The organism is Gilliamella sp. B3801 (assembly GCF_026536645.1).
GTDB classification, from domain to species: Bacteria; Pseudomonadota; Gammaproteobacteria; order Enterobacterales; family Orbaceae; genus Gilliamella; species Gilliamella apicola_I.
On sequence record NZ_JAFNNR010000011.1, the window covers coordinates 1 to 25,828 of the forward strand.

At 34.1% G+C, this 25,828-nt stretch carries 26 protein-coding genes; 19 read left to right on the forward strand and 7 right to left on the reverse strand.

Going from position 1 to position 25,828, the window contains the following annotated elements; genetic code table 11:
* Positions 1 to 221: autotransporter outer membrane beta-barrel domain-containing protein (locus J3U14_RS09745; RefSeq protein ID WP_267369645.1), on the forward strand; the 221-nt coding region annotated here is incomplete at its 5' end.
* Positions 222 to 358: 137 nt separating this feature from the next.
* On the opposite strand, the gene J3U14_RS09750 is transcribed toward J3U14_RS09745, so the two are convergent.
* On the reverse strand, positions 359 to 1,750 hold the full coding sequence (locus tag J3U14_RS09750) for an MATE family efflux transporter (protein ID WP_267349680.1): 1,392 nt from the start codon (positions 1,748 to 1,750) through the stop codon (positions 359 to 361).
* A 363-nt stretch (positions 1,751 to 2,113) separates the two neighbouring features.
* Between J3U14_RS09750 and yejK the strand changes: the two genes are divergently transcribed.
* From yejK to J3U14_RS09780, 6 genes are all read left to right on the forward strand, one after another.
* Positions 2,114 to 3,118, forward strand: coding sequence for a nucleoid-associated protein YejK (gene yejK, locus J3U14_RS09755; protein WP_267349678.1), 1,005 nt, complete (start codon positions 2,114 to 2,116; stop codon positions 3,116 to 3,118).
* Positions 3,119 to 3,161: 43 nt separating this feature from the next.
* Complete coding sequence (gene nfo, locus J3U14_RS09760; protein ID WP_267349677.1) at positions 3,162 to 4,010, forward strand: deoxyribonuclease IV; 849 nt, start codon at positions 3,162 to 3,164, stop codon at positions 4,008 to 4,010.
* Positions 4,011 to 4,468: 458 nt separating this feature from the next.
* Positions 4,469 to 5,335 (forward strand): hypothetical protein, encoded by an 867-nt coding sequence (locus J3U14_RS09765; RefSeq protein WP_267369647.1) that lies wholly within the window; start codon positions 4,469 to 4,471, stop codon positions 5,333 to 5,335.
* Between the two features lie 169 nt (positions 5,336 to 5,504).
* Entirely contained in the window at positions 5,505 to 5,906 is a 402-nt protein-coding gene (locus J3U14_RS09770) for a hypothetical protein (RefSeq protein WP_267369648.1), read from the forward strand.
* Positions 5,885 to 6,493 carry a hypothetical protein gene (locus J3U14_RS09775; RefSeq protein ID WP_267349674.1) on the forward strand — a complete coding sequence of 203 codons (609 nt, stop codon included), beginning with the start codon at positions 5,885 to 5,887 and terminating at the stop codon, positions 6,491 to 6,493. Before J3U14_RS09770 ends, J3U14_RS09775 begins: the two co-directional genes overlap by 22 nt.
* A 562-nt stretch (positions 6,494 to 7,055) precedes the next feature.
* Complete coding sequence (locus J3U14_RS09780) at positions 7,056 to 7,643, forward strand: hypothetical protein (RefSeq protein ID WP_267349672.1); 588 nt, start codon at positions 7,056 to 7,058, stop codon at positions 7,641 to 7,643.
* A gap of 107 nt (positions 7,644 to 7,750) precedes the next feature.
* Here the strand turns inward: J3U14_RS09780 and yccS are convergent, their stop codons facing one another.
* Positions 7,751 to 9,895: a YccS family putative transporter gene (gene yccS, locus J3U14_RS09785; protein WP_267349670.1), complete on the reverse strand. Its 2,145-nt coding sequence runs from the start codon at positions 9,893 to 9,895 to the stop codon at positions 7,751 to 7,753.
* A gap of 455 nt (positions 9,896 to 10,350) precedes the next feature.
* Here yccS and J3U14_RS09790 point away from each other — a divergent pair, with 455 nt between their 5' ends.
* The gene (locus J3U14_RS09790; RefSeq protein WP_065558000.1) at positions 10,351 to 10,677 is read left to right on the forward strand and encodes a Grx4 family monothiol glutaredoxin; all 327 of its coding nucleotides are present in this window, start codon (positions 10,351 to 10,353) and stop codon (positions 10,675 to 10,677) included.
* Positions 10,678 to 10,718: 41 nt separating this feature from the next.
* On the opposite strand, the gene rnt is transcribed toward J3U14_RS09790, so the two are convergent.
* Both rnt and J3U14_RS09800 read right to left on the reverse strand, forming a co-directional pair.
* Entirely contained in the window at positions 10,719 to 11,402 is a 684-nt protein-coding gene (rnt, locus tag J3U14_RS09795) for a ribonuclease T (RefSeq protein ID WP_267349667.1), read from the reverse strand.
* A 106-nt stretch (positions 11,403 to 11,508) separates the two neighbouring features.
* Positions 11,509 to 12,261: a hypothetical protein gene (locus J3U14_RS09800; protein ID WP_267349666.1), complete on the reverse strand. Its 753-nt coding sequence runs from the start codon at positions 12,259 to 12,261 to the stop codon at positions 11,509 to 11,511.
* A gap of 371 nt (positions 12,262 to 12,632) precedes the next feature.
* Here J3U14_RS09800 and J3U14_RS09805 point away from each other — a divergent pair, with 371 nt between their 5' ends.
* From J3U14_RS09805 to cysZ, 7 genes are all read left to right on the forward strand, one after another.
* Positions 12,633 to 13,391: a Nif3-like dinuclear metal center hexameric protein gene (locus tag J3U14_RS09805; protein WP_267349664.1), complete on the forward strand. Its 759-nt coding sequence runs from the start codon at positions 12,633 to 12,635 to the stop codon at positions 13,389 to 13,391.
* A 95-nt stretch (positions 13,392 to 13,486) separates the two neighbouring features.
* A complete protein-coding gene (gene dapA / locus J3U14_RS09810) occupies positions 13,487 to 14,365 on the forward strand; it encodes a 4-hydroxy-tetrahydrodipicolinate synthase (RefSeq protein ID WP_267349663.1) in 879 nt (292 codons plus the stop codon).
* Between the two features lie 35 nt (positions 14,366 to 14,400).
* On the forward strand, positions 14,401 to 15,117 hold the full coding sequence (gene bamC / locus J3U14_RS09815; protein ID WP_267349661.1) for an outer membrane protein assembly factor BamC: 717 nt from the start codon (positions 14,401 to 14,403) through the stop codon (positions 15,115 to 15,117).
* Positions 15,118 to 15,375: 258 nt separating this feature from the next.
* On the forward strand, positions 15,376 to 16,086 hold the full coding sequence (gene purC / locus J3U14_RS09820) for a phosphoribosylaminoimidazolesuccinocarboxamide synthase (protein ID WP_267349659.1): 711 nt from the start codon (positions 15,376 to 15,378) through the stop codon (positions 16,084 to 16,086).
* Positions 16,086 to 16,541 (forward strand): DUF441 domain-containing protein, encoded by a 456-nt coding sequence (locus tag J3U14_RS09825; protein WP_267349657.1) that lies wholly within the window; start codon positions 16,086 to 16,088, stop codon positions 16,539 to 16,541. Before purC ends, J3U14_RS09825 begins: the two co-directional genes overlap by 1 nt.
* Before the next feature lie 3 nt (positions 16,542 to 16,544).
* The gene (locus tag J3U14_RS09830; protein ID WP_267349655.1) at positions 16,545 to 18,488 is read left to right on the forward strand and encodes a tRNA(Met) cytidine acetyltransferase TmcA; all 1,944 of its coding nucleotides are present in this window, start codon (positions 16,545 to 16,547) and stop codon (positions 18,486 to 18,488) included.
* Between the two features lie 71 nt (positions 18,489 to 18,559).
* Positions 18,560 to 19,372, forward strand: coding sequence for a sulfate transporter CysZ (gene cysZ / locus J3U14_RS09835; protein ID WP_267349653.1), 813 nt, complete (start codon positions 18,560 to 18,562; stop codon positions 19,370 to 19,372).
* A gap of 31 nt (positions 19,373 to 19,403) precedes the next feature.
* Here cysZ and J3U14_RS09840 read toward each other — a convergent pair whose 3' ends face one another.
* The 3 genes from J3U14_RS09840 to J3U14_RS09850 all read right to left on the reverse strand — a co-directional run bounded on the left by J3U14_RS09840 (position 19,404) and on the right by J3U14_RS09850 (position 21,227).
* Entirely contained in the window at positions 19,404 to 19,595 is a 192-nt protein-coding gene (locus J3U14_RS09840) for a hypothetical protein (protein WP_267349651.1), read from the reverse strand.
* 125 nt (positions 19,596 to 19,720) lie between these two features.
* Positions 19,721 to 20,857 (reverse strand): succinyl-diaminopimelate desuccinylase, encoded by a 1,137-nt coding sequence (gene dapE / locus J3U14_RS09845; RefSeq protein ID WP_267349650.1) that lies wholly within the window; start codon positions 20,855 to 20,857, stop codon positions 19,721 to 19,723.
* Between the two features lie 13 nt (positions 20,858 to 20,870).
* Complete coding sequence (locus tag J3U14_RS09850; RefSeq protein WP_267349648.1) at positions 20,871 to 21,227, reverse strand: ArsC family reductase; 357 nt, start codon at positions 21,225 to 21,227, stop codon at positions 20,871 to 20,873.
* Positions 21,228 to 21,580: 353 nt separating this feature from the next.
* On the opposite strand from J3U14_RS09850, the gene J3U14_RS09855 reads away from it, so the two are divergent.
* From J3U14_RS09855 to tal, 4 genes are all read left to right on the forward strand, one after another.
* A complete protein-coding gene (locus J3U14_RS09855) occupies positions 21,581 to 21,823 on the forward strand; it encodes a FeoA family protein (protein ID WP_267349646.1) in 243 nt (80 codons plus the stop codon).
* The gene (gene feoB / locus J3U14_RS09860; protein ID WP_267349645.1) at positions 21,820 to 24,117 is read left to right on the forward strand and encodes a Fe(2+) transporter permease subunit FeoB; all 2,298 of its coding nucleotides are present in this window, start codon (positions 21,820 to 21,822) and stop codon (positions 24,115 to 24,117) included. The genes J3U14_RS09855 and feoB overlap by 4 nt, the downstream gene beginning before the upstream one ends.
* A gap of 95 nt (positions 24,118 to 24,212) precedes the next feature.
* Entirely contained in the window at positions 24,213 to 24,443 is a 231-nt protein-coding gene (locus J3U14_RS09865; protein WP_267349643.1) for a FeoC-like transcriptional regulator, read from the forward strand.
* Between the two features lie 360 nt (positions 24,444 to 24,803).
* Positions 24,804 to 25,754, forward strand: a complete 951-nt coding sequence (gene tal, locus J3U14_RS09870; protein WP_267349642.1) for a transaldolase — start codon at positions 24,804 to 24,806, stop codon at positions 25,752 to 25,754.
* Positions 25,755 to 25,828: the final 74 nt, after the last annotated feature.

The window sequence follows — 25,828 nt, forward strand, 5'->3', positions numbered from 1 at the left end:
TTATTGAAGCAAACTGGCTATATGATTCATCTTCACCAGAAGCGAAAGTAAAAGGAAAACATGTTGACTCAAATCAAGGTAAAAATTACGCAGAGTTTAAAGTCGGTGTGAGTGGAAGTATGACAAAATCACTAAGTGCTTATGCTCAACTTGATACTCGATTTGGCTCAGATAAATATTCACGAATTGGTGGACAACTAGGTTTAAATTATTCATTCTAATAATAGTAATATCTTAGTAAATACAAAGCAGTACAATTAAGTACTGCTTTTTTTATAGATAATTATTAATAACATCAAAAACGATACAATTGTATGGCTTAATCTAACCTAATAACCGATTCTAAACAGCTGAAAAATTATTCATTTAGTTTTGATGAACAATCTCGATTTTTAATGGATTTAAAATAACAATAGAGCACAATATAGGCCGTTCCTGTCGATAGCAGATCTGCTGTTGGCGATGCTGCCCAAACACCATCAAAACCAAAGAATAGCGGTAAAATATATAACGCAGGTAATAAAATTAAAATCTGCCTTGAAAGACTTAATAGGATCGAAATTTTTGCCATGCCAATACATTGGAAAAAGCTTGTTGTCACCATTTGGAATCCAACAAAAGCAAACGAAAGTGTCGTATAGCGAAGCGCTATAGCTGATAAAGAAACCAAATCCTGTTCAGAACTAAAAGCACGAACAAGTGTATCGGGAATAAAAAATCCCAGTATAAATCCAATTGATGTGACCACCGTTGCAACCTTAACCGCATAAAAAAACGTTGCTTTAACTCGTGCGTAATTTTTAGAACCATAATTGTAACCAATTATAGGTTGCATGCCTTGATTAATACCGATGACTATCATAATAATTAAGGTAATAAGTCGATTTGCATTTGAATAAGCTGCGATAGCATCATCGCTCGATTCATGGGCTAATGGTGCATAGTGATTAAGTTGCCAGTTGATAAACACAACCACAACGGAAGCGGCAATTTGCATAGCAAAAGGTGACATCCCGATGGATAAGATCGCTTTGACAATTTTTAAATTAAGTCTGAAATTGCGTAGATACAATTTAATATTGCTATTTTTACTAATAAAATGCTGCATGACAAACAGAAAACTTATCAACATAGATAGTGTGGTTGCCAAAGCAGCCCCACGCATACCCCAACCCAAACCAATAATAAAGATTGGCGCTAAAATTATATTAGCAATAACGCTGACAAACATCGTTACCATCGCTTTAAACGGATAACCACTTGCACGCATCATATTATTATAGTTAAACGTCAATGTCAGGAAGATACTGCCAGGTAAAAAGACTTCTAAAAATTCTCTGGCATAAGTGTGATTAACGGGACTTGACCCCACAAACCGTAAAACGGGATCAACAAAAAAAAGCAATAATGACAATGTTAAACCACTTAATAGCGCAGTTAACATAAACGAGGTACCGGCAACTTTTTCTGCCTGATCATTTTCGCCTCGCCCTAAAAAAATTGATATTCGGCTAGCAGAACCTATTCCAACTAACATACCTATTCCTGCCGCAAAATTCATGACTGGCAAAATAAGCCCAGCGGCGCTGAGTGCTTCACGTCCAATCCAATGACCGATAAAAATACCATCAATAATGTTATATAACGTATTAACAATTGTTCCTATTACCGCAGGCAATGCATATTGCCAAAATAATGAACTGATTTTTTTATTTCTGAAATCATTATATATATCTTTGGAGTGAGCCATAGTTATTCTTACCACAATAAGGTTTTTTAAAAGTTATTTGTTTACAATATAGTTTAATATATTATTTAAAGTCAGTAATGTTTGCTAGTTGAATTAGCAAAATTCGTTACTTTGACGATTTATCAAACCAACATTTAAAATTAATATTCAATTAATACCAGTAAATTTTTTTAAGAAAGCGAGTCATCGTCATCTATTGTAGCTTTAAATGGTAAGAAAGCTTAAGTAGATAAGATGTTATTGCCGATTTTGGAATGTTTATCTCATATAAGTCAAACAGGTTTTCATTTGTTGATAGCACTTTTTCAGTGCTTTGGTAAAATATATCATAATTTAATACTGCGATCCAAATAGGAATCCCTAATGAGTGTACAAATAGAAAAAGTTATCTTGCATAAATTAATTAGAAAAAGCGATACTGAAATTGAACTACAATTGCGTGACTCGATGTTAAGTAATCAACAAGCTGTGGTTAATTTAATTGAAGATATAAACCGTATTTATAATAATAAAAGTAAAGCATATGGTCTGTTCAACGAAGAAAGTTTATTTGAACAATCCCTTAAAGAATTACGGCTTGGCAACCAAGATTTTTTACATTTTAGTCAAGAATCTACCAAACAGTTACGCAATGAACTGGCTAAATATCCTTTTGCTGAAGGTGGCACAGTCGTTTTTTGTCACTATCGTTATTTAGCCGTAGAGTATCTGATCATTGCGGTTTTAAATAGTTGTTCGAGTATGTTAGTCAATGAACAACTTGATATATCTGAAACACAATATTTAGATATTGATCATGCTGATATTATCGCTCGAATTGATATCACTGAATGGGAAACCGATGCAGATTCTAAACGTTACTTAACCTTTTTAAAAGGAAGAGTAGGGCGTAAAGTATCAGACTTTTTTATGGATTACTTAGGTGCAAGTGAAGGGTTAGATGCCAAAGCACAGAATAAAACTTTAGTGAAAGCGGTTGATGATTATTGTCAGGAAATGCAATTTGATAAACAAGACAAAGTTCATGCACGTGAAAATGTTTACAATTATTGCCAAGCTCAGTTGCAAGCCGGTGAAGAAATTGAGCTTAAAAATCTCGCCAATGAATTACCAACTCATGGTGATAACAATTTTATGGAATTTGTTAAAAACAGTGATTACGATTTGGAAGAAACGTTTCCGGTTGATCGTAGTGCTTTGCGCCAACTTAAAAAATTCTCAGGAAGTGGAGGGGGATTAACATTAAGTTTTGATTCCGATCTCCTTGGAGAACGAATTAAATGGGATCCGCAAACCGATTCATTAGTAATAAAAGGTGTGCCACCTAACTTACGTGATCAGTTGCAACGCAATAGTAGTTCAAACTAATTATACACTTCCTTTTTTAACACAATTATCAGGATTCAAAAGTATGAAATATGTTGGCGCGCATGTGAGCGCTTCTGGTGGGGTTGATAACGCCCCAATCAATGCTTATCAAATTGGCGCAACTGCTTTTGCGCTATTCACCAAAAATCAACGTCAATGGCATGCAAAACCACTTGAAAGCGCTATGATCGATAGCTTTAAAAAGCGCTGTGAAAAATACGGCTTTACTAGTAAACAGATATTGCCACATGATAGTTATCTTATCAATTTAGGTCATCCGGATAGTGAACAACTTGAAAAATCACGCACCGCCTTTTTAGATGAAATGCAGCGTTGTGAGCAACTCGGATTAACGTTACTTAATTTCCACCCGGGTAGTCATTTAAAACAGATATCTGTTGATGAATGCCTTAGCCGTATTGCTCAATCTATTAATATTACGTTAGATAAAACTAACAATGTGGTTGCCGTAATTGAAAATACCGCAGGTCAAGGCTCTAATTTAGGTTATAAATTTGAACATTTGGCACAAATCATTGACCAAGTGGAAGATAAAAGTCGCGTTGGTGTCTGTATTGATACTTGTCACGCCTTTGCTGCCGGTTATGATTTACGTACTGAAAAAGCCTGTCAAGAAACGTTCGCCGAATTTGAAAAAATTGTTGGTTTTGAATATTTACGAGGCATGCATTTAAACGATGCCAAAAGTGAACTTGCCAGCCATGTTGACCGCCATAATAGTTTAGGAAAAGGGAACATTGGTGAAACGGCTTTTAAATATATTATGCAAGATCCAAGAATTGATGAAATCCCGCTGATTCTCGAAACTATCGATCCGGATATTTGGCCACAAGAAATTGCATGGCTAAAAGCACAGAGTAAAGAAAATTAAATTAAAAAATACCAATGGGGAGAGCAACTATTTAAAGATTTACCTTTAATGGTATTTTGCTTTGAATAGTTCGCATTTAGCTGTGAAGACTTCGATTTTATTTCCCTTACAATGACGAAATAACACCAAAGGGGATAATCGTCATTAAATGGGACTTTCAAGACATTATCTGGTTGGAATTTAAGCAAAGTACATTGGTATTTGAAAGAATTACAATAACAATAAAGGTAATAGGAAGGCACGCTCAGTGTGCTAAAACAGTGAACCAGACAACCAGTAGCCTAACGTTGTCTTATAAAAAGTGCATAGGAAATAAAATGAAAAAACAGTTATATTTATTACTGATGAGTTTTATCACATTGTTATTACTCAGCAATTGCAGCACCAACACCAATTCGGATAAATCTGAAACTTCTGGATCGAACATAAAAGTAATAAAAGATGTCGAGATATATTATGTGGAGAGCGTCGAATATCTCGACCCTGATAGGGTATTTTTTCACGTATCGTTATCGGAAACTTTACCGCCCGATGCTGACAAGAAAATACTGCCTGCCAATCTAACCCAAAAAAAATATACATTAACCGACAAAGAACGTAAATTGTTTATGAAAATGGCAGGGATTGCAGAAGATGCGTATTTCTGGATTTATGATTACACAAACAATCAACTCTACTCCTATCCAATTTTATCTATGGAAGCAACGGCGATATTAGATTCTTATAGATCCGATCGTTCGCCTCCTTATGATACGGAAGATTATCGAATTGGATTCGACTTACCGCAAGATTTATTGCCAAGATTTCGTTCAAATTATGATTTATTCGTTTCTATAACAAAAGACAATCCTTTTGCACAAGAACAACTTACACCACTTGATTGGCGGTTAATTCCAAATGCAAATTATCCGGATACAGGGCCAGATAAATTATCAAATAGAAATTATGGAAATCTCCCGAAGTATCTAAAAAGTTACATGGCCAATGCGAATAATATGACTTTTTATGTTCAGGATTATGTAGATGAAAAAGAGCCACAACTACGGGATATTTATAAAATTTTTGAAAGAGAGCTTCTAGTTGTAGATAACGAAGGAAACACTCTTTTTAAAAGGCGTATGTATCAAGGTGAAGGTATGTCATTAGTTGGATTAAACAATTACCATGATTATGAAAATGAAAAATTCCAATGGGCAGGACAACTATTCAAAGATTTACCCCCAGTGGTATTTGGTTTTCAATGGTTTTCATTTGGTTGTGAAGGTCTCGATTTTATCGCACCCTACAGGGACGGTATAGAATTTAAATGTGATAATCGCCATTAAATGGTACTTTCAAGACATTATCTGGTTGGAATTTAAACAAAGTACATAGGTATTTGAAAGAATTACAATAACAATAAAGGTAATAGGAAGGCACGCTCAGTGTGCTAAAACAGTGAATCAGACAACTAGTAGCCTAACCTTGTCTTATAAAAAGTGCATAGGAAATAAAATGAAAAAGCAGTTATATTTATTACTGATGAGTTTTATCGCATTGTTATTACTCAGCAATTGCAGCACCAACACCAAGTCGAATAAATCTGAAACTTCCGGATCGAATTTAAAGGTCATAAAAGATGTCGACATATATTATGTGCAGAGCGTCGAATATATCGACCCTGATAGGATATTTTTTCATATATCGTTATCGGAAACTTTACCGCCCGATGCTGACAAGAAAATACTCCCTGCCAATCTAACCCCAAAAAAATATACATTAACCGACAAAGAACGTAAATTGTTTATGAAAATGGCAGGGATTGCAGAAGATGCGTATTTCTGGATTTATGATTACACAAAAACAATCAACTTTACTCCTATCCAATTTTATCTATGGAAGCAACGGCGATATTAGATTTTTTTAGAGCCGATCTTTCGCCTCCTTATGATACGAGAGATTATCGAATTGGATTCGAATTACCGCAAGAATTATTGCCAAGGTTTCGTTCAGATTATGATTTATTGGTTTCTATAGCAAAAGATAATCCTTTTGCACAAGAACAACTTACACCACTTGATTGGCGGTTAATTCCAAATGCAAATTATCCGGATACAGGATCAGATAAATCATCAATTAAAATTTATGGTGATGACAAAATTTTAATAAAAAGCTATATGGCTAACGCTAATGATATGACGTTTTATGTTCAGGATCTTGTAGGGTCGCATATGGATACTTTTATAAGAGAACTACAAGTCTTGGATAATAAAGGTCACACGATTTTTAAAAAGCACTTAGATCATGGCGAACATGGCATGTTTGCTAAATTAAATAATTTTCATACAGATAGTAGAGACAAACTCCAATGGGCAGGACGACTATTCAAAGCGTTACCGCCAGTGGTATTTGGCTTTGAATGGTTCAGATATTACTGTGATGAACTTCATTTTATTGTGCCTGAAAAGGATCGGATAGCATTGAAATGTGATAATCGCTATTAAATGGGACTTTCAAGACCTTATCCAGTTAAAATTTGACCAAAGTACATTGGTATTTGAAAGAATTACAATAAAAATAAATGTAATAGGAAGGCACACTCAGTGTGCCAAAACCGTGAGCTCGACAACCAGTAACAATAATTTATCTTAATAAACGGCATTGGCAGTGAAATAAAAATAATAATCACTAAGATTTTATTGGATATGGCATAACGCATTATTAAATTGATGTAATACACTTAAAACATTTAATGATCATATAAATTTAAAAATTATGGTCATAATATATTGAAAAAAATCATTAAATCAGTAAGATATTTTTTGAACTGAAAAGGTAAAAATATACAATAGCGAGAATATACTATTCGTTTTTTTATATTTTTTTGAGTTGTTGTTACATAAATAAGAGTATAATTGCCTAAAAATAAATACAATAGTTAATGGTATCAAAAAGTTTTTTTCTATGTTCATTAGATTGTATTATATTTAGACAGATTAATCATAATATAAAAACATTATAGTTTAACCCTATACGCTTAAATATTTTTAAAATCAAGGATGTAGTATGAGTTATATTCAAAAATTATTTAGAAACATTGGTATTTTAGTTGTTGTTACACTATTAAATTTTGTTTGTTATGCAATAGCTGCCCCTGCATCAAATCTATCTGATAATGAACAAATAGCCAAAAATGTTGAAGTACGTGAGTTAATCTATATTGATTATTTAAAAGAAAAAAAACGTTTTGCCTTTATCCCTGTCACTGATGATTTACTTAAACATGGTGGTCGTTCAATAGAAGCTTTTTTCTTAAGTCATGCAGAGCAAAATCATACCGATCCGGTAAGTGCAGAATACAAAAAAAAATATTACCGTATTGAAGGTAAAGACTATGAAATATTTATAGCTAAATCAGGCTTATCAAATTCAGATTTTGTCTTCGTGTTTGATAAAGATTCGAAACAACTTAAGTCATTTGCATTAAATGAGTTGAATGCTATAGCAATAATTAGCCCTGATCACTCTATTAAAGATAGTGGTCCTTATTTTGAATCCGATTTTTTATTTGGATTTGAAATTGATGCTGATAAATTAAAGGATTTTACCAATCCATTAGTTTACATTGGTAAAGAAAATCCATTTATTCATTAAAATTACCTTGAAGCATTCCAAAAATTTTTATTAGATGTTTGAGAATATAATTAATTGTATTGACCAGATTCATTAATGATCCTCAAACATCTAAATTTTCTAAGCAGTCAGTTTGTTGGTTCTTCTAACTCCACTACTAAATGAATGAATTCTGGCAAAATGTCTAATATTAATGCCAGTTGCTGCAAAACCAAAATATCATTGGTGTTTTGTTCGTCATTAATGGAAATGGTTTCAATATAATTTGAAATCATTTTTTTCATGACTTGTTCATTTTCATCGATTTTTTTATCGTTTAAAAGATTGATGATATAGACTGCTAGATCATCAAATAGATCCAATGTATGTTGAGCAATGATTTTATCTCGGTGCGAACCTAATGTTGAAAGATAGCTGATTAAAGTGTGATTAAGCGTTAATAAACGGAAACCCTGTTCAATCACGTTTCGATTTACATGAGGTTCTTTTGTCATCAGACTAATCAATGTCGATAGGTCAGCATTACTATCGTGGGCGGCGCGTCTTGCTAATCGATATTTTGGGTCATTGGTTTTACCCGTTAAATATTGACTTCCAATAAGCGCCAGATAGTGACTATCATCATGGCAAACGCGATCAATTAGTTTGGTTAAATTTCTAAACTTCCAGTCTGGCCAAATAAAGCTAACAGCAAACCATGCAATAAAGCAACCTATCAGTGTTGCAATAATTCGTAGGATAGCAACTTCTACACTATTTTCGCCAATTAAACTGAAACTAAAAAAGACTAATAATGTAATAAATGCGGTAGCGTAAGCATATTGAGAATTTTTAAATAAGAAAAATAGCCAACCAGTTATGATGATTAAAATTAACTGTTCAATGATGCTTGGAAATAGATAGGTTAACGGAATGCCGACAATAATACCCAAGATAGTACCAATAATACGTAATTTTAGTCGATATTTAGTCGTTGAATAGTTTGGTTGGCAAACAAAAAGACTGGTAAGGATAATCCAATAACCATGAGAAAGATTAGAAAAATAAATGATGATATAGCCAACAAACAGGACAATACTCATACGTATTGCATGACGAAAAAGGGAAGACTTGAGAGTTAAATTATGCTTAATTTTAGCAAAAATATCATAGAAACTTGTGAGTTCCTCATCAATTAATTCATTATTTTCTTTGTCTTTTGAAAGATGTTGTTCATTATCAATATTTGCTAATAATAAGTCGATAGATAACAAATTTTGATAAAGATTTTGTAGGGATTTAACCAGTAAGGCTTCCGTTTTATTTTTAGCTTGATAATGGGCAATAGCTTCTTCTAAATATGAAAAATGACGAGCAAATAAGGAATCATGCTGATAAGTTTGATTCATTTTAATGGCAACAGCTAATTTGGCACATGCTTTTGATTGTAAATTCAAAATTCGTGCAAAGCGAAATAAAATATCACTATGTTTAAAATGTTGACTTAGCGCTTGATAATCACCATGTGAAGAGCTTGCTCGCTCATGAATATCTTGAGCAACAAAGTAATAACTAAGCATTTTTTTCACATATGATTGGCCTTGATAAGCTTTTAATCGGTTAAAAAGAGCGTGTTTAGCCTGATTAAACACATTAATCAATTGATTGTTACATTCGGTTAATTCTAATGTTTGACTTTTAAATTCATGAGTTTCATCTGGGTCAAACATCGCTGCTTTAGCATCAAGGTAATGACTTAATTTTACAAAACAAGTTGAAATAGTCTGTTGGGTCGTTCGAATCGGCTGAATGAGAGATTCAATCAAAGAGACAATGTTATACCATAAAGCGCCGAGTAATAAATAACAAGGTAGCGTGTAATTATCATCAAATAAATTATGCCCTAACATGGTATAGGCTGCGATCAATAACGATCCAAAAGCAATCACACCATAACGTTGACCCAAAGAACCAAGCATAATGAAGATAAATGTTGAACTCATCAACCCTATAATGAATAGAAGTGGAATATTAAATAATAGTTCGACAGAAAAGGTAGCAATTGCAAAACACACTAACGTTAATAAAATATTTATACATCGGCTTAGTAAACGTGTATCAATTTCGGATAATCCTGCTGCCACAACACCCAGTGTTAAAGGAATGACATACGACACATAGCCTAAGTACCAAGGAACCAAGGTTGAACCTGTTAAACTGATTAACATACGAATACTAAAAAGTAGATTACTACTATAAAAGACTTTACGTAAAGTTAAGATTATTGGATGCACGATGTTTTTTGAATTGAATGTTAGTTACTGTAAATGTAAGTAGCATACTATATTGTGTCAATTTGTAAAAGGGCTGAGGCAACTTGCTAAAACTAATGTTTTGATTATTTGTGTTAACTAAAGTTAAATTAAAATATATCATTGACACAAAAGTCATTGCTAAGTGAGATCTCATTATTAATGAATGCATTTATTACACTAATAGGTTAAGCCTTTTATTTATTTGTTTGGCTTCTTTTAATGCAAAATAAAACCATGTTACTCACTGAATTTAAAGTAATTTATCTGTTCATGTCCCGATTGATTACTGACTTAATTTATCTACTAATGACGTAATTAAAGGTTATCATTACGTCAACTAAATGGGTAAGAGTATAACTCGCCTTATTTCTAAGTTAAAATACGACGTAAAGTAGATATTAAATAACAAGGAATAAATCGTTATGACAACTGAAATGACAACACTTGATAAGATAAAAAAACAAATTGCAGAAAATCCTATCATTCTGTATATGAAAGGCTCGCCTAAATTACCGAGTTGTGGTTTTTCAGCACAAGCAGTACAAGTATTATCTCAATGTGGTGAGCCTTTTGCGTACGTCGATATTTTACAAAATCCCGATATTCGTGCTGAATTACCAAACTATGCAAATTGGCCTACTTTTCCACAGTTATGGGTTGAAGGTGAACTAGTAGGGGGATGTGATATTATGATCGAAATGTTCCAAACTGGTGAACTGCAAACATTAATAAAACAGACAGCTGAAAAACATAAAGCTTAAAAATAGACACATTATTTAAATAAGAGAGTTTAATTACTCTCTTAAATCTCTTGAACTTCTTCATCTATTGAACTTGGCTCGAGTTGAGGCAATGGCCAGCCTCCTAATCGCTTAAATCGATTCACTATTTCACAAAATAAAATAGCGGTTTTTTCGGTATCATAAAGTGCAGAGTGGGCTAACTTGTGATCAAAAGGAATGCGAGCAAGTTCACATGCTTTTGCTAGAACGGTATGCCCAAACACTAAACCACTCAGTGCTGCAGTATCAAAAGTAGCAAAAGGGTGAAACGGATTACGTTTAATATTGGCTCGTTCTGCTGCTGCCATTAAAAAACTATGGTCAAAGTTTGCATTATGCGCAACCATAACAGCACGATTGCAATCGTTTGCTTTAATTCCCGATCTAACCATTTTAAATATCGCTTCAAGCGCCATTTTTTCGTCAACAGCTTGTCTTAATGGATTGTCGATATCAATACCATTAAAAGCTAAGGCACTCGGTTCTAAAATTGAGTTTTCAAATGGATTGACATGAAAATGAAGGGTTTGGTCTGGAATCAGCCATCCCTCTTCAGTCATTTGTAGTGTGATTGCCGCAATTTCTAGAATAGCGTTAAGTTTTGGGTCAAATCCTGATGTTTCTATATCTATTACAACAGGATAAAAACCACGGAAGCGTTCACATAATTTAGCATTTGGCACAATAGTTGTCTTATTTAGCATAAAATAAAATTATTATGCCAGTTTTTACCGTATTCGCCTAGTTTTACCTTCGATTCAGCACTGTTGAACTCGAAAAAAAATATACTAAATAAAAACACTAAAAACGCTATCTGTATAATTTTTGTTTAGATTGTTCAATTGATTTTATCCAAGTCTGATTAATACGTTTAGCATGTTTAGGCATGTGTTTTAAGCGTAGTTCAATTTTTTGTAAAACTTCTTTAGCGAGTGAAAATTGCTGCCACTCAATTAAGGTTTGTAAATAGTATGAAGCGGCTTCTAAACTTGGATAATAACTGATTAATGCATTAAATTCTTCTTGAGCTTCTTTTTTTAAATCAAGTCCAATTAAGATTTTGGTATAAAGTAAATGTCCTTCATCAGAACGATAAGTTGGATTTTTATCTCTTAGATAATCCAAAGTTTCTTTTGCCTTTTTGTACTGTTCAACTTGATAGAGTGCGTAAGCATATTGTAATAAAATATCTGGTGCTGATTCATAGATCCCAGTTAATGCTTCTTGATAATAAATTAACGCTTCATGAGCTCTATCATTATCAACGAGTGCTTTAGCTAAACAGACTTTTGCTTCAACAGTGGGCGAAATTTCATAATTACTTAAAGCTTCGCGAAGTTCACGTTGCGGATCTAACGCTTTTAATAATTTTGATTCAATTTGATATCCCACTGAGGTTTGTCTAAAATCGGGTAGAAATATGACTAAAAAGTAAATCAAACTACCAATAAAAGGAAAAAGGAACAATATAGACAGCCAAAATCGTTCTTGCTCTGTTTTAATTACATGAACAGCAAAAAATAGAGCGATAATTGTACTGAATCCTATACCTAAAAATGGCAAAACATATACCTCATTGAATATAAACCGACGTAATGTATCATTTAGCTAAAACTTAATAAATAATAGAAAAGAACAAATTTGTTAATTTGTTTAACTCCGTGTTTTCATGCATCCAAAAATCATTTTAAAACAGGATGTTATTTATTGACCTTCTGTAAACATGAAAGAATTTATTTAAAATTTCACCATTAATATCACTATATCGAATCGTTACGTGAGATAATTTATAATAGTTTATACTTAATCATATAGGCTGGTTTATAAAAAAATTGCCAATATTTCGATTATAATAATTTCGAGATTCATTAAAGGATTTTATTAAAAAATTCATATTGTTCTTTAAAAAGTCATTAAAAATACGAGAGGAAAACGTGCAAAATTTTGAACTTCAACAAATTATTAATCATGAATTACAAGTTGAACGCTACCGTGACTATGCACCTAATGGTTTACAAGTACAAGGACGTAAGCAAATAAAAAAAGTGATAACTGGGGTAACCGCATGTCAACGTTTATTAGATGAAGCCGTTAAATTAGATGCTGATGCGATTTTAGTTCATCATGGCTTTTTTTGGAAAAATGAACCACTAACGATAACAGGAATAAAATATAAACGCTTGCAAACATTGCTTTCAAATAATATTAATTTATTTGCGTATCATTTGCCTTTAGATGGACATCCCGTTATCGGCAATAATGCATTACTTGCGGATTTATTCAATATCGAAGTGGATAAACGTGAGGATATAACCGATTTATTATTTAAAGGGACACTCATTGAACCGACCACATCACGGCAATTTAAGCAAAAACTTGAACAAGTTTTGCATCATCGTTCACGGGAAATATTATTTTGTGGCGATAATGCTCCTCAAATAATTAAACGAATTGCGTGGTGTAGTGGTGGTGGTCAAGACTTTATAGAAGCGGCTGCAGAACAAGGATTTGATGCTTTTTTTACAGGTGAAGTTTCTGAACGTACCATTCATATTGCTCGAGAATATGGAATTAATTTTTATGCAGCAGGGCACCATGCCACTGAACGTTACGGAATCAAAAAACTTGGTGAATGGCTAGCCAAGCAATATGACCTTGAAACTATTTTTATTGATATTGATAATCCTGCATAACAAAAGTTGAATTTAAATAAGAAATATCGCATACTTGTCGGTAGATTTTTTATTCTTGAAGTTGGTTATCAATAAATAATATGAGAGGTCATTTTATGTTTACAGGAAGTCTGGTCGCCCTTGTTACTCCAATGGATACAAAAGGAAATGTAGACCAAGTAAGCTTAAAAAAATTGGTCGAATATCATATTGCCAATGGCACATCGGCAATTGTTTCTGTTGGTACCACTGGCGAATCAGCAACGCTTGATCATTATGAGCATATCGATGTAATTAAAAGAACGATCGAATATGCAGATGGCAAAATAAATGTCATTGCCGGAACTGGCTCAAATGCGACTAAAGAAGCAATTGAATTAACTAACCGTGTTGAAAATATTGGTGTAGTTGGCTGTTTAACCGTTGCGCCATATTATAATAAACCAACTCAAGAAGGTCTTTATCAACATTTTAAAGCAATTGCGGAAAATACAGCTTTACCCCAAATAATCTATAATGTACCGGGTCGTACTTGCAGTGATATTAAGCCAGAAACAGTTGGACGATTATCTAAAATAAAAAATATTGTTGCATTGAAAGATGCAACAGGAGATTTATCAAGAGTTTATAAAACTCGTATACTTGTTGGTAGTGAATTTAAATTATTAAGTGGTGATGATGCGACTTTCTTAGATTTCATGATTTTAGGTGGTGACGGTGTGATTTCCGTGACAGCGAATGTAGCTGCCAAACAGGTTGCAACAATTTGTGAGCTTGCAACGAAAAATCAAATTCAAGAAGCTCGAAAGCTGAATGATACGTTATCAGCACTACATAGTAGCTTATTTATTGAGCCTAACCCAACTCCAGCAAAATGGGCTTGCACAAAATTGGGTCTAATGGCGAACGATACGATCCGTTTGCCGCTGGTTTCACTTACAGATGCTTCTGTGTCTGTGGTTGAAAAAGCTCTTAAAGATGCGAATTTACTCTAATTTATGTATAACCAATAATTTATAAGCAGATATCTATGTTTAATAAAACTATGTTAAAAAACAAAGCGATTAAAAACACAATGGTGATGACAGCCATTGCATCTTTATTTTTGGTTGGTTGTGGTAGCGATCAAAATTATAAACGAGAAGTTGATGGGAACGAAGATTATTTGAATTCGCCAGTTTTGAAACCGCTAACTGTCCCTCAGGGTGTAACGGTACCTGCTGAAAGTTCCGAATATTATATTCATTTTAATAAAAATGAAGGCGCTGTATATGGTAAGCAAGTGGATATTCGGGCACCTATCATTCCTATTCCAACTATTCCTGATTCTTATGCGTCTTATAACTATGGTACCGCTTCATTAAATGCGCCTGCTGATGCGAATGTATGGTCTGTTATCCCAACTGCGCTGAATAAATACAATATTCCGATTAGTAGCAGTGATAATAATGTTATTGTTACGGGCAATGCTTCAATTTTTTCAAGTGATGAAGAGCCGAACATCCAAGCGTCTTATGTTATTCATCGGCAAAATTATCCTGGTACAGAAAATATCATTGTCGAGTTGAAAACATTAACTCGTGGTACACAAGATATTTCATCTGATTCTATTGAAGTGCAACGGTACGTTGTTCGCTTATTTAATTTAATAATGGATGAGGCTGCACCTAAGTCATCACAAGCGGCGCAAGAACAAACAGATGAAAACGTCGTTGAAGACAAAACCATTCATGAAGATTCAAAATAAAGCAAGACGCTATGAGATATTATTTGTGACAAGTAACATTTTGATAAATAGTTAAGATAATCAGTAGTGAAGAATTTAGTTAATTCTTTTATGTAAAACTGGCTATAGATTGAACTTCACTATTCGAGACGATATAGCAAACAATAGCATCTTATTATTTATTGCATTGGTACAAATACGTGAGTATCGAAAAGTTTAAAACTAAGGAGCGAATAGCTCCTTAATCATTTGTTGGCAATTTGATATAAGGTTAGAACCATGAAAAAGTTGGCTGAGCTTTACCGTGGTAAAGCAAAAACGGTTTATACTACTGAAAATCCCGATCTATTAGTGTTAGAGTTTCGCAATGATACTTCCGCTTTTGATGGCTTACGTATTGAACAATTAGAGCGTAAAGGGCGCGTCAATAATAAATTCAATTATTTTATTATGAATAAACTGCGTGAAGCAGGTATTCCTACTCAAGTTGAAACGCTTTTGTCTGATACAGAAGTCATCGTCAAAAAACTGGATATGGTACCTGTGGAGTGTGTGGTTCGAAATCGTGCCGCAGGTTCTTTGGTCAAACGCTTAGGGGTTGAAGAAGGTAAGGTGTTAAATCCGCCAACATTTGAATTATTCCTAAAAAATGATGCATTGCATGATCCCATGGTTAATGAGTCATATTGTAAAACATTTGGTTGGGCTACTGATGAACAGTTATCAACGATGAAGGCACTAAGCTTTAAAATCAATTCAATTTTGACCGATCTTTTTGATAAAGCAGGATTTATTTTAGTGGACTATAAACTTGAATTTGGATTGTTTAAGGGTGAAATTACGTTAGGTGATGAATTTTCCCCTGACGGTTGTCGATTATGGGAAAAAGAGACCTTAAAAAAAATGGATAAAGATCGTTTTCGCCAAGGGCTTGGCGGTGTCATTGAAGCTTATGAGGAAGTCGCCACCAGAATCGGCGTTGCTTTGTAATGTTTGCTCAATTTGATATCTCCTTTTTTCTTTTACTGGGTTTAGCTGCACTGTGTTATTTAACGCATAATAACACAGTCACTTTTGCCGTATTATTGCTACTATTATTTAAATTAACCCCATTGTCGACCTATTTTCCGTTTTTAAATCAATATGGACTGACAATTGGTATTGTCATTTTAACGGCGGCTATGATGGTTCCGCTTGCCGACGGATCTTTGAGTATCAAAGACATATTAAAATCATTCACAACATGGCAATCAATTTTAGCTATCTTTGTCGGCATACTAGTCTCTTGGCTAGGTACCCGTGGGGTTTCTTTAATTGGCGCACATCCCACCATTGTTAATGGTTTAATCATTGGAACCTTGATTGGTGTTGCTTTTTTCAAAGGTATTCCAGTTGGCCCCCTTATTGCCGCAGGCTTGCTTTCCATATTGATTGGAAAAAGTTAGTCGATGATTAATCTTGATAGCACCAGAACTTTATGGGTGTTGCGTGGTGATGTAACGAAATTATTCAGTCAATTAAGTGACATCATTAAGCAACATAAAGGGGATTGGATCACAATAAGTGATCAAGCCATTTTATCAAATTATGTGCCAAATATCGTATCAATATCTAATACTAAAACCCTTTTAGGACAAGAGTATTTACATGCCATTTTTGATGCAACTCAGTCATTTAATTTAGAAGCATTTGCCATGTTGTCAGGAACGCTTGTAAAAGGAAGCCGATTGATTTTGTTATTACCTGAAAATTACAATCTTTGGGCAGACAAAGATAGTTTACGTTGGAATGAAGATGCTTATCCAATACCTGTGCCTAATTTTATAAACCATTTACAGCACACTATCTCTAAATTTAACGGTTTCCAAAAAAATAACTTTTCTGAATGTTATTTGACATCGCCTGATTATGATGAACAGCAACACACATTAAAACAAGTGTTAAACAGTGATAAGCCTATCCATGTTATCACGGCAAAACGAGGTAGGGGAAAATCCGCTTTGGCAGGTCAATTCTCTCACTATCGACATTGCATTGTTACGGCTCCTAACAAAAAATCGCTGACCACTTTCTTTCGTTTTGCTAAACCTGATGTTCGTTTTTATGCACCTGATGAATTAATCGAAAAAGGTGTCGATGATTTTGCTGACTATCTTATTATTGATGAAGCAGCCATGATACCTTTGCCAATGCTAAAAAAATTGCTGCAACTCGTGAATTTAGACAAAAGCCGTATTTTACTGACTACTACGGTTGAAGGTTACGAAGGTACCGGACAAGGTTTTTTATTAAAATTATTAAATGATAAACAATGTGATCATTTTCATCTTGAAAAACCAATTCGGTGGAATGGCGATGATCAGTTAGAATATTTTACTGATTGTTTAGTTCTCAATGGACTAATATCAGCAGAAAATCAGCGAATGAATAATACAAAGCCAATTGATTATTCCATAGTAGCGCGTCATGATTTAAGTAGTTTGAAGGAGATCTTTTATTTACTGAAAACAGCCCATTATCAAACTACGTTAGTTGATTTAAGGCGACTTTTAGACGCGACGAATTTGACGATTTGGCAGGCTAAACAGAGTCATAACCTAATTGGTGCAGCCATAACGGTTAAGGAAGGAGATTTACCGGATGACTTAATTGAAGAAATATGGAAGGGTAACCGTAGACCAAAAGGAAATATGGTTGCACAATCTTTGGTAGCCCATGCAGGTGTTAAACAAGCAGCAAAATTAAAATCTGTCAGAATAAATCGCATTGCAGTGATAGCTTCTTATCGAAGACAAAATATTGCAACGCAATTGATACAACATACTTATGAAGCGGCAAAAAAACAACATCAAGATTTTTTATCCGTGAGTTTTGCCTATAGTAGGGAAAATTATCAGTTTTGGTCATCTGTAGGTTTTGTCCTTGTACATGTTGGTAGCCGTTTAGAGGCAAGTAGTGGCACATATTCGGTAATGGCAATAAAACCGATTAACCAAAATGGTATAAATTTGGTTAACGTGCTATCCAAAAAGTTACAACGTAACATGATGTGGCTAAAAGAGATCATCGCACTCCCATTTGATGAAATGCTTATTGCTGATACTGATCAGCAATTGACTAAGCAAGATATTATGGAATTATACGGATTTTGTTATTTTCATCGAGCATTCGAAGCAACTTATGCTTCATTATGTCGCTTACAACAATTTAATGATAAGCAAAATAATCGAGTGAAATTATCTGTCTTAGGTGCTTTACTGAAAAATAAAAATCAAGGCAATGCGATCATTCAGCAATTTCAATTGACTGGGCGAAAAGCATTATTAGAAACAATTAAACAAGAGGTTAAGCAATGGTTGAATAGTAACAATGAAGTTATTTATGAAAAATAGCAATGTTGTTTTATTGAAAACCATGCTGATAAGTTGAATTTAGCGTTATTTCATGTTTAAAAGGAACAAGAGTGAAGAGTAATAATGTAGATAAATTAAGATTTAATTCAAATTTAAATCATGATCGGCGTAGATCGGGATTTGAATATTTTCTGTTAGGCTGGTCCTTAGCATTCAGCCCGAAAATTAGACATTTTGTATTCTTGCCTTTATTGGCGAATATGGTGATTATGTCAGCGCTATTTTATTGGTTTTTTTCCACAATTACCGGCATGGTTGACTGGGGATTATCTTATGTACCGGGGTGGCTTTCTTGGCTTGGCTATATTATTAGTTTTATGGTGATTCTGATTTTAGTCATATTATTTTGTTATTTTTTTAGTACAGTGGCTAACTTTATTGCTGCACCGTTTAACGGCTTGCTTGCCGAACAAGTTGAAGCTGAATTAACGGGGATACCTGCACCCGATACTTCTTGGTTAAGTTTAATCAAAGATTTACCTAGAATATTTGGTCGTGAAATTCAAAAATTAATCAATTATGTATTATGGTCTATCCCAATATTATTAACGTATTTTATTCCTGTTATTGGTCAAACAGTCACACCGATAATTTGGTTTTTATTTACTGCATGGCAAATTAATATTCAATACGCTGATTATCCTTTCGATAATCATAAGATTACTTTTCATCGTATGCGTGAGTTACTTAAGCAGGATAAAGTTGATAATTTAGTCTACGGTATTTTAGTTAGTTTTTTTACTATGGTGCCACTATTAAACCTAATTATTATGCCAATTGCAGTTTGTGGCTCAACTGCGATGTGGGTCGATCGTTATCGCCATCAAGCTTTATTTAAAAGTGATATTAACGATATCCGATAGGGAAGAAAGTGATTAATTTTTTCGAAATTAATCACTTTTTGTTTTTATCCTCACCACTTTTTGGAGTTTGGTTATTCTCTTCATCATCATAAGGTATGGGTTTAATTCCTTTTTTATCAATGTAAGACTTAAAATTAAGCTTATTGAGAGCTTTAATGGCATTAATAAAAATACCTAAGATGAATAATAAAATTACCCACCAATAATCTTTTATCCACTCCATTTTTTTACCTTTGTTGGATGCATGTTAGTGACGCTCGTTTAGTCGAATGTCCAAAGTAGCATTAAATAATCTATTCAAATTTTGTTTGAGCAGATTTAACAAGTTAGATAACTTAGCCAATCTTATTAAACGAGTAATTTTTCCAAAATTCTTTGATAAATTTTTTTCAGTGTGATGATATCCTGACAATTTACATTTTCGTTAATCTTATGGATTGTTTTATTTAATACCCCAAACTCGATAATCTGACAGCCCATTTTTGCAATGAAACGTCCGTCTGATGTTCCGCCACTTGTTGATAATTTTGTCTCAATATTTGTGTACTCTTTTATCGCACTTGCTGTAGCTTGAGTCAGTTCACCTTGCGGCGTTAAAAACGGATGACCTGATAAACGCCAATTTAACGTATAGTTTAATTTATGCTTTTGTAAAAGTTGCTCAACGCGGGTTTTAATTAATTCGTCAGTGAGTTCACTACTGTATCGAAAATTGAACTGCACAGATAGATCACCGGGCACAACGTTTTCAGCTCCTGTGCCTGCCTGAATGTTTGCAATTTGCATAGAGGTTTGCGGAAAATATTGATTGCCATTATCCCAAACCGTATTAACCAGTTCAGCCAATGCAGGGGCAAATCGATGAACAGGATTGTCAACTAAATGAGGGTAGGCGACATGACCTTGCATACCATGAATAATTAAATTTGCTGTCAAAGAACCTCGACGCCCATTTTTAATTTGATCGCCTAAAACCTTATCACAAGAAGGCTCTCCTACAATACAATAGTCTACACGTTCCTGACGTTCAATAAGACGATTAACAACTTTAACTGTTCCATCGGTTGCATCAGCTTCTTCATCAGAGGTAATTAGAAACGCAACACGACCACGGTGATTGGGGTTTGCTTTAACAAAATCTTCAGCAGCACAGATCATTGCTGCGACACCACTTTTCATATCTGATGCGCCACGGCCATAAAGTACACCATGAGTATCAATGGTTGCCTCAAATGGGGGATACAGCCATTGGCTTTCATCGCCAGCAGGCACTACGTCGGTATGACCAGCGAACATAAGTGTTGTTTCTGACGGATCGCCATGATAAGCCCAAAGATTTTTAGTGCGACCAATATTGAATTCTTCAATGATAAAGTTAAGTGATGTTAAGCGCTCGATAAGGATATTTTGACAATTTTTATCATCCGGACTTATCGATTTTTCGGCAATTAATGCTTTGGTTAGTTCAATAACAGGCTCTGTCATAATGATCTCGGTTTTATTGTTGTTGTTTGAAAAATTGCGAATAACTTTCGTCTGAAAATCCGAGTAATACATGCTTACCCTTGATTATTAGCGGTCGTTTTATAATTGAAGGATTGTCCAGCATCAGTTTCATCGCAGCTTGCTCATTGTCAACGTTAGCACGTACTGATTCATCCAATTTACGCCATGTTGTACCCCGTGTATTAAGTAGGTTTTGCCAATCAACGAATTTCAAAATAGTCTGTAATTGTTCAGTTGACAGTCCATCTGTTTTGTAATTGTGAAATTGATATTTGATTTTATTTTCATCAAGCCATGTGAACGCTTTTTTCATTGTACTGCAGTTTTTAATACCGTAAATGGTTAACATAATTCTCATTCCTTAAGCAAAGTATAAAGTCAAATTATATCAGTTGTCTTACCGAATCTCTAATTTTGAATTGGCTGAGTAATCTAAACATTAATTAAATGAATAATCGAAAGATTAATCGCTTGAATTTAACCTTATTCAGATTCTTTTTGTTTTTCAGAACAAAACACTTGAAAAAAACATATTAATCCTTATTTTTGACATAAATTTTATTTTTTAAAGTTACTTTTCTATTTTTTTAAATATTAAATATTAATATTGCGAATTATTCGCATTTTAAAACTATTTTTATAGGTGAATATTTTTTAAAATAAGCAGAATAAAACGTGCTAGCATAATTCACAGGAACATTAATGTCAGTATTAACATTAAATCACCTCCCTTTAGGAAATGAGGCGGTTATCTCTCGTCTATTACCTGAATCCTTACCTTTTCGTAGAAAGTTACTGGCAATGGGATTAACACCAGGCTGTAAAATTTCGATTGTTCGTGTGGCACCTTTGGGAGACCCACTTCAAATTAAAATACGTGGATTTTTTCTTTGTCTAAGGCATCGTGAAGCAGCAACCATTGAAGTAACGGAGATAAATGAGTGAAAATAGCACTGGTTGGAAATCCAAATTGTGGCAAAACAACACTGTTCAATTTACTGACAGGATCAAAACAGCGAGTCGGTAATTGGCCTGGCGTGACAGTTGAACAAAAATTAGGTTTATTTTCTTATCACCATTACCAATACGAGGTCGTAGATCTACCGGGGACTTACTCTATTGAGTCTGATGCGGTTTCAATGTCGCAAGATGAATGGATAACGCGTGAATTTGTTCTGACAGAAAAAAATAATGTCATTATTAATGTTATTGATGCCAGCAATTTACAGCGAAGCTTATATCTAACATTTCAATTGATTGATCTACAAGTACCGATGATTGTTGTACTCAATATGATTGATACGGTTAAGAATATGGGCGAAAAAATCGATCACCAACGATTATCCGTTTTACTGGGTTGTCCTGTAGTACCTATTTCATCAACCAAAAAATTAGGTATTAATTCATTTTATCAAGCAATTGAAAATAAGGCGGTCAATAAGCAAAAAGCTCAACCTTCTATAGACACGTTAGGGCAATCTCAGCAAAAAATGTTGACTCGTTATATTAGTGAGTTACCAGAAGAAAGTCGTGTTCATCAACTTAATCGCTGGCAATTAATTGAAGCCTTATTAGGACACAACACAGATCAGTTTAATTCACTTGAATTAGAAAAACTTGAAATTTGTCGACAACTCCTTTCGGCATGGTGTGATAATGAAATTGATGTTGCGCTAGCAAGTGCCAGATATGAAACGATTGATCAAGTGTGTAAAAAGGTTATTGCTAAACCTCGAGAATTAAGTCCCGATATTTCAGAAAAGTTTGATAAAATTACGCTTGGACGCTTTACAGGGATACCATTTTTTTTAATTGTGATGTATGCCATGTTTATGGTCGCTATCAATTTTGGTTCGGTATTTATCGATTTTTTTGAAAAATTTTTTGGAGCAATTTTTGTCAATGGAACAGCAAATTTATTACAATTCATTCATGCGCCCGATTGGGTTCGTGTCATATTGTCTGATGGCATAGGCAATGGGATTCAAACTGTTTCAACGTTTATTCCTGTCATTGCCGCGATGTTTTTTGCTTTATCTTTTTTAGAGGATTCCGGTTACTTGGCGCGTGCCGCAATGGTGGTTGATCGGGTTTTACGTTTTATCGGTTTACCGGGTAAAGCTTTCGTGCCTATGTTAATGGGCTTTGGCTGTGGTGTACCAGCAATTATGGGCACGCGTACATTAGAAAGTTCTCGAGATCGTATAATGGCTATCTGCATGATCCCTTTTATGTCTTGTGGGGCAAGATTACCGGTTTATGCATTATTTGCGGTTATATTTTTCCCGCTTCATGCTTCTTTCGTTGTATTTATGTTATATCTGCTTGGTATTGGTGTCGCAGTCCTGTCGGGGATGATTTTAAAAAACACGTTATTAAAAGGTGAGTTGACCCCTTTTATTATGGAGATGCCAGTTTATCGAATTCCAACCCTTCGTAGCATTTTACGCTTAACTTGGCAACGCTTGAAAAGTTTTATATTCAAAGCCGGAAAAGCGATTGTAATTATGGTGACGATTTTAAGCTTACTCAACTCTTGGGGAACAGATAATACCTTTGGACATGAAAATACTAATCAATCGGTATTATCAGTCATAAGCCAAAAAATTACACCTGTTTTTCAACCCATGGGGATCGATAACAAAAATTGGCCAGCAACAGTGGGCATTTTTACGGGAATTTTTGCAAAAGAGTCCATCATTGCGACGTTAAATTCACTTTATTCTATGGATAGTCAACCAGAAGATGATGAACAATCGGATTGGTTTGAAGACATTAAATCGGCTTTTGCCACTATTCCAGATAATTTATTTGCTTTGTCTGAAACGATTACTGACCCTCTTGGATTGTCATCATTAAATGATGATATCGATACTTTACAAACTGATTTAGCGATCAATTCCACTGCTATTTCTAAAATTAAGACATCATTTACGTCTTCGTCAGCCGTAATAGCTTATTTAATATTCATCTTACTTTATACACCATGTACAGCAGTATTAGGGACTATTTATCGTGAAGCAGGGTGGCGTTGGATGATTTTTGTTGCAGTATGGACATTCATAATTGCTTGGTTGGTGGCGACAATCTATTATCAATTTACACAACTTGCCTATTCAAATACTGCAAGTTATTGGTTGTTCGCTTGTGGACTATTGATAACATTGATGATGTTTATTCTGCGCAAAGTGGGGAATGATTCATTTAAGAAAAATAATATATTCAATCATAAAAAATAAAGAAAATCATCTTGTTGTGATTGATTTGCTTTTATCATTTGATTCTCTGGAGAACAAAGTAGGTAAAACCTATAAGACTAATATAGAAAATGTTAATGACCTCGATTCGTGATTATGTACAATTAAAAGGGCGCGTGGAATTGCAAGATATAGCACGTCATTTTAGATTGCCTGAAAGTGCCCTTATGCCGATACTAAACTTTTGGGTAAAGAAAAAAGTGATGCAACTCATCGTTGTAGAACAACCCGATTTTTGTCAGTCGAAAAAATGTGATAACTGTGCTGGTTGTAATTTTGCGAATAAAACGATTTATGCATGGATTTAGTCAATATTTAATATCATGCATTTTTGTTTTAGGGCTGGTCAATATAGCGTTAACGATTAGCTGAAAAATACTAGATTGATTTTTTATCGAGATATTTTTCATATTGATAAAGTGAATTTCGTGATTTAGGTCACATTAAAAAATCAATTTATAATGTAAAAATAACAAACTGATAGTAGAGATAAACAAGCTATAATTGCTATCACAACTGTGTGAAAATTTTGCTTTTTTGTTATCTATTTCAGGTTATTGTTAAATGTATAAAAACGTTAAAATAACGAGTCGCTAAGTCGTTTTATCACTAGATAAATGCTATTATAATCTTTTAGAAAATTGAAGCTGTAGAGGATATAGAAGTATATGAGTCAATTAGATGAATTTAAAAAATTAACCGTCGTTGTTGCCGATACAGGTGATATCGATTCAATTAAACAGTTTTCACCAGAAGATGCAACCACGAATCCTTCTCTTGTATTAAAAGCCGCTCAACTTCCTCAATATCGTTATCTGATTGATTCTGCAGTTGAAACTGCAAAAAAATTAGGTGGTAGCAAAGAACAACAATTAGTTAATGCTTGTGACCAAGTTGCTGTCAATATTGGTGCGGAAATTTTGAAAATTGTACCCGGACGAATTTCGACAGAAGTGGATGCTCGTTTATCTTTTGATAAACAAGCTTGTATCGAAAAAGCCCGCCGAATTATAGAACTCTATCAACAAAAAGGTATCGATAAATCACGAATTTTGATTAAAATTGCTTCAACATGGGAAGGGATTAAAGCTGCCGAAGTTCTTGAAAAAGAGGGCATTAATTGTAATTTAACGTTACTATTTTCATTTGCACAGGCACGTGCTTGTGCTGAAGTCAATGTGTTTCTCATTTCGCCTTTTGTTGGTCGTATTTATGACTGGTATCAAGCTAAAAAACCAATTGAACCTTATATTGCCGATCAAGATCCAGGTGTGGTATCAGTACGTAATATTTATAATTACTATAAACAACATGGTTATAAAACGATAGTTATGGGGGCAAGCTTCCGTAAAGTTGAACAAATTTTAGCATTAGCCGGTTGTGACCGATTAACGATTGCGCCAAATTTATTGGCTGAAATGCAACATTCAACAGCGCCTGTTGAACAAAAACTGTATCCAAATCAAACTGTCGTTGAACGACCTGCACCGATTACCGAGTCTGAATTTAGATGGCAACATAATAGCGATGCCATGGCTGTCGAAAAATTGGCAGAAGGAATTCGTGCCTTTGCGGTGGATCAAGGTAAATTAGAAGAGATGATTGCAACACTTCTATAATAATAAAGGGGGAATCACCATTCCCCTTTCACTTTTTTTATAAAGTTAATAATATAAATCTGTTTCAAAAATAC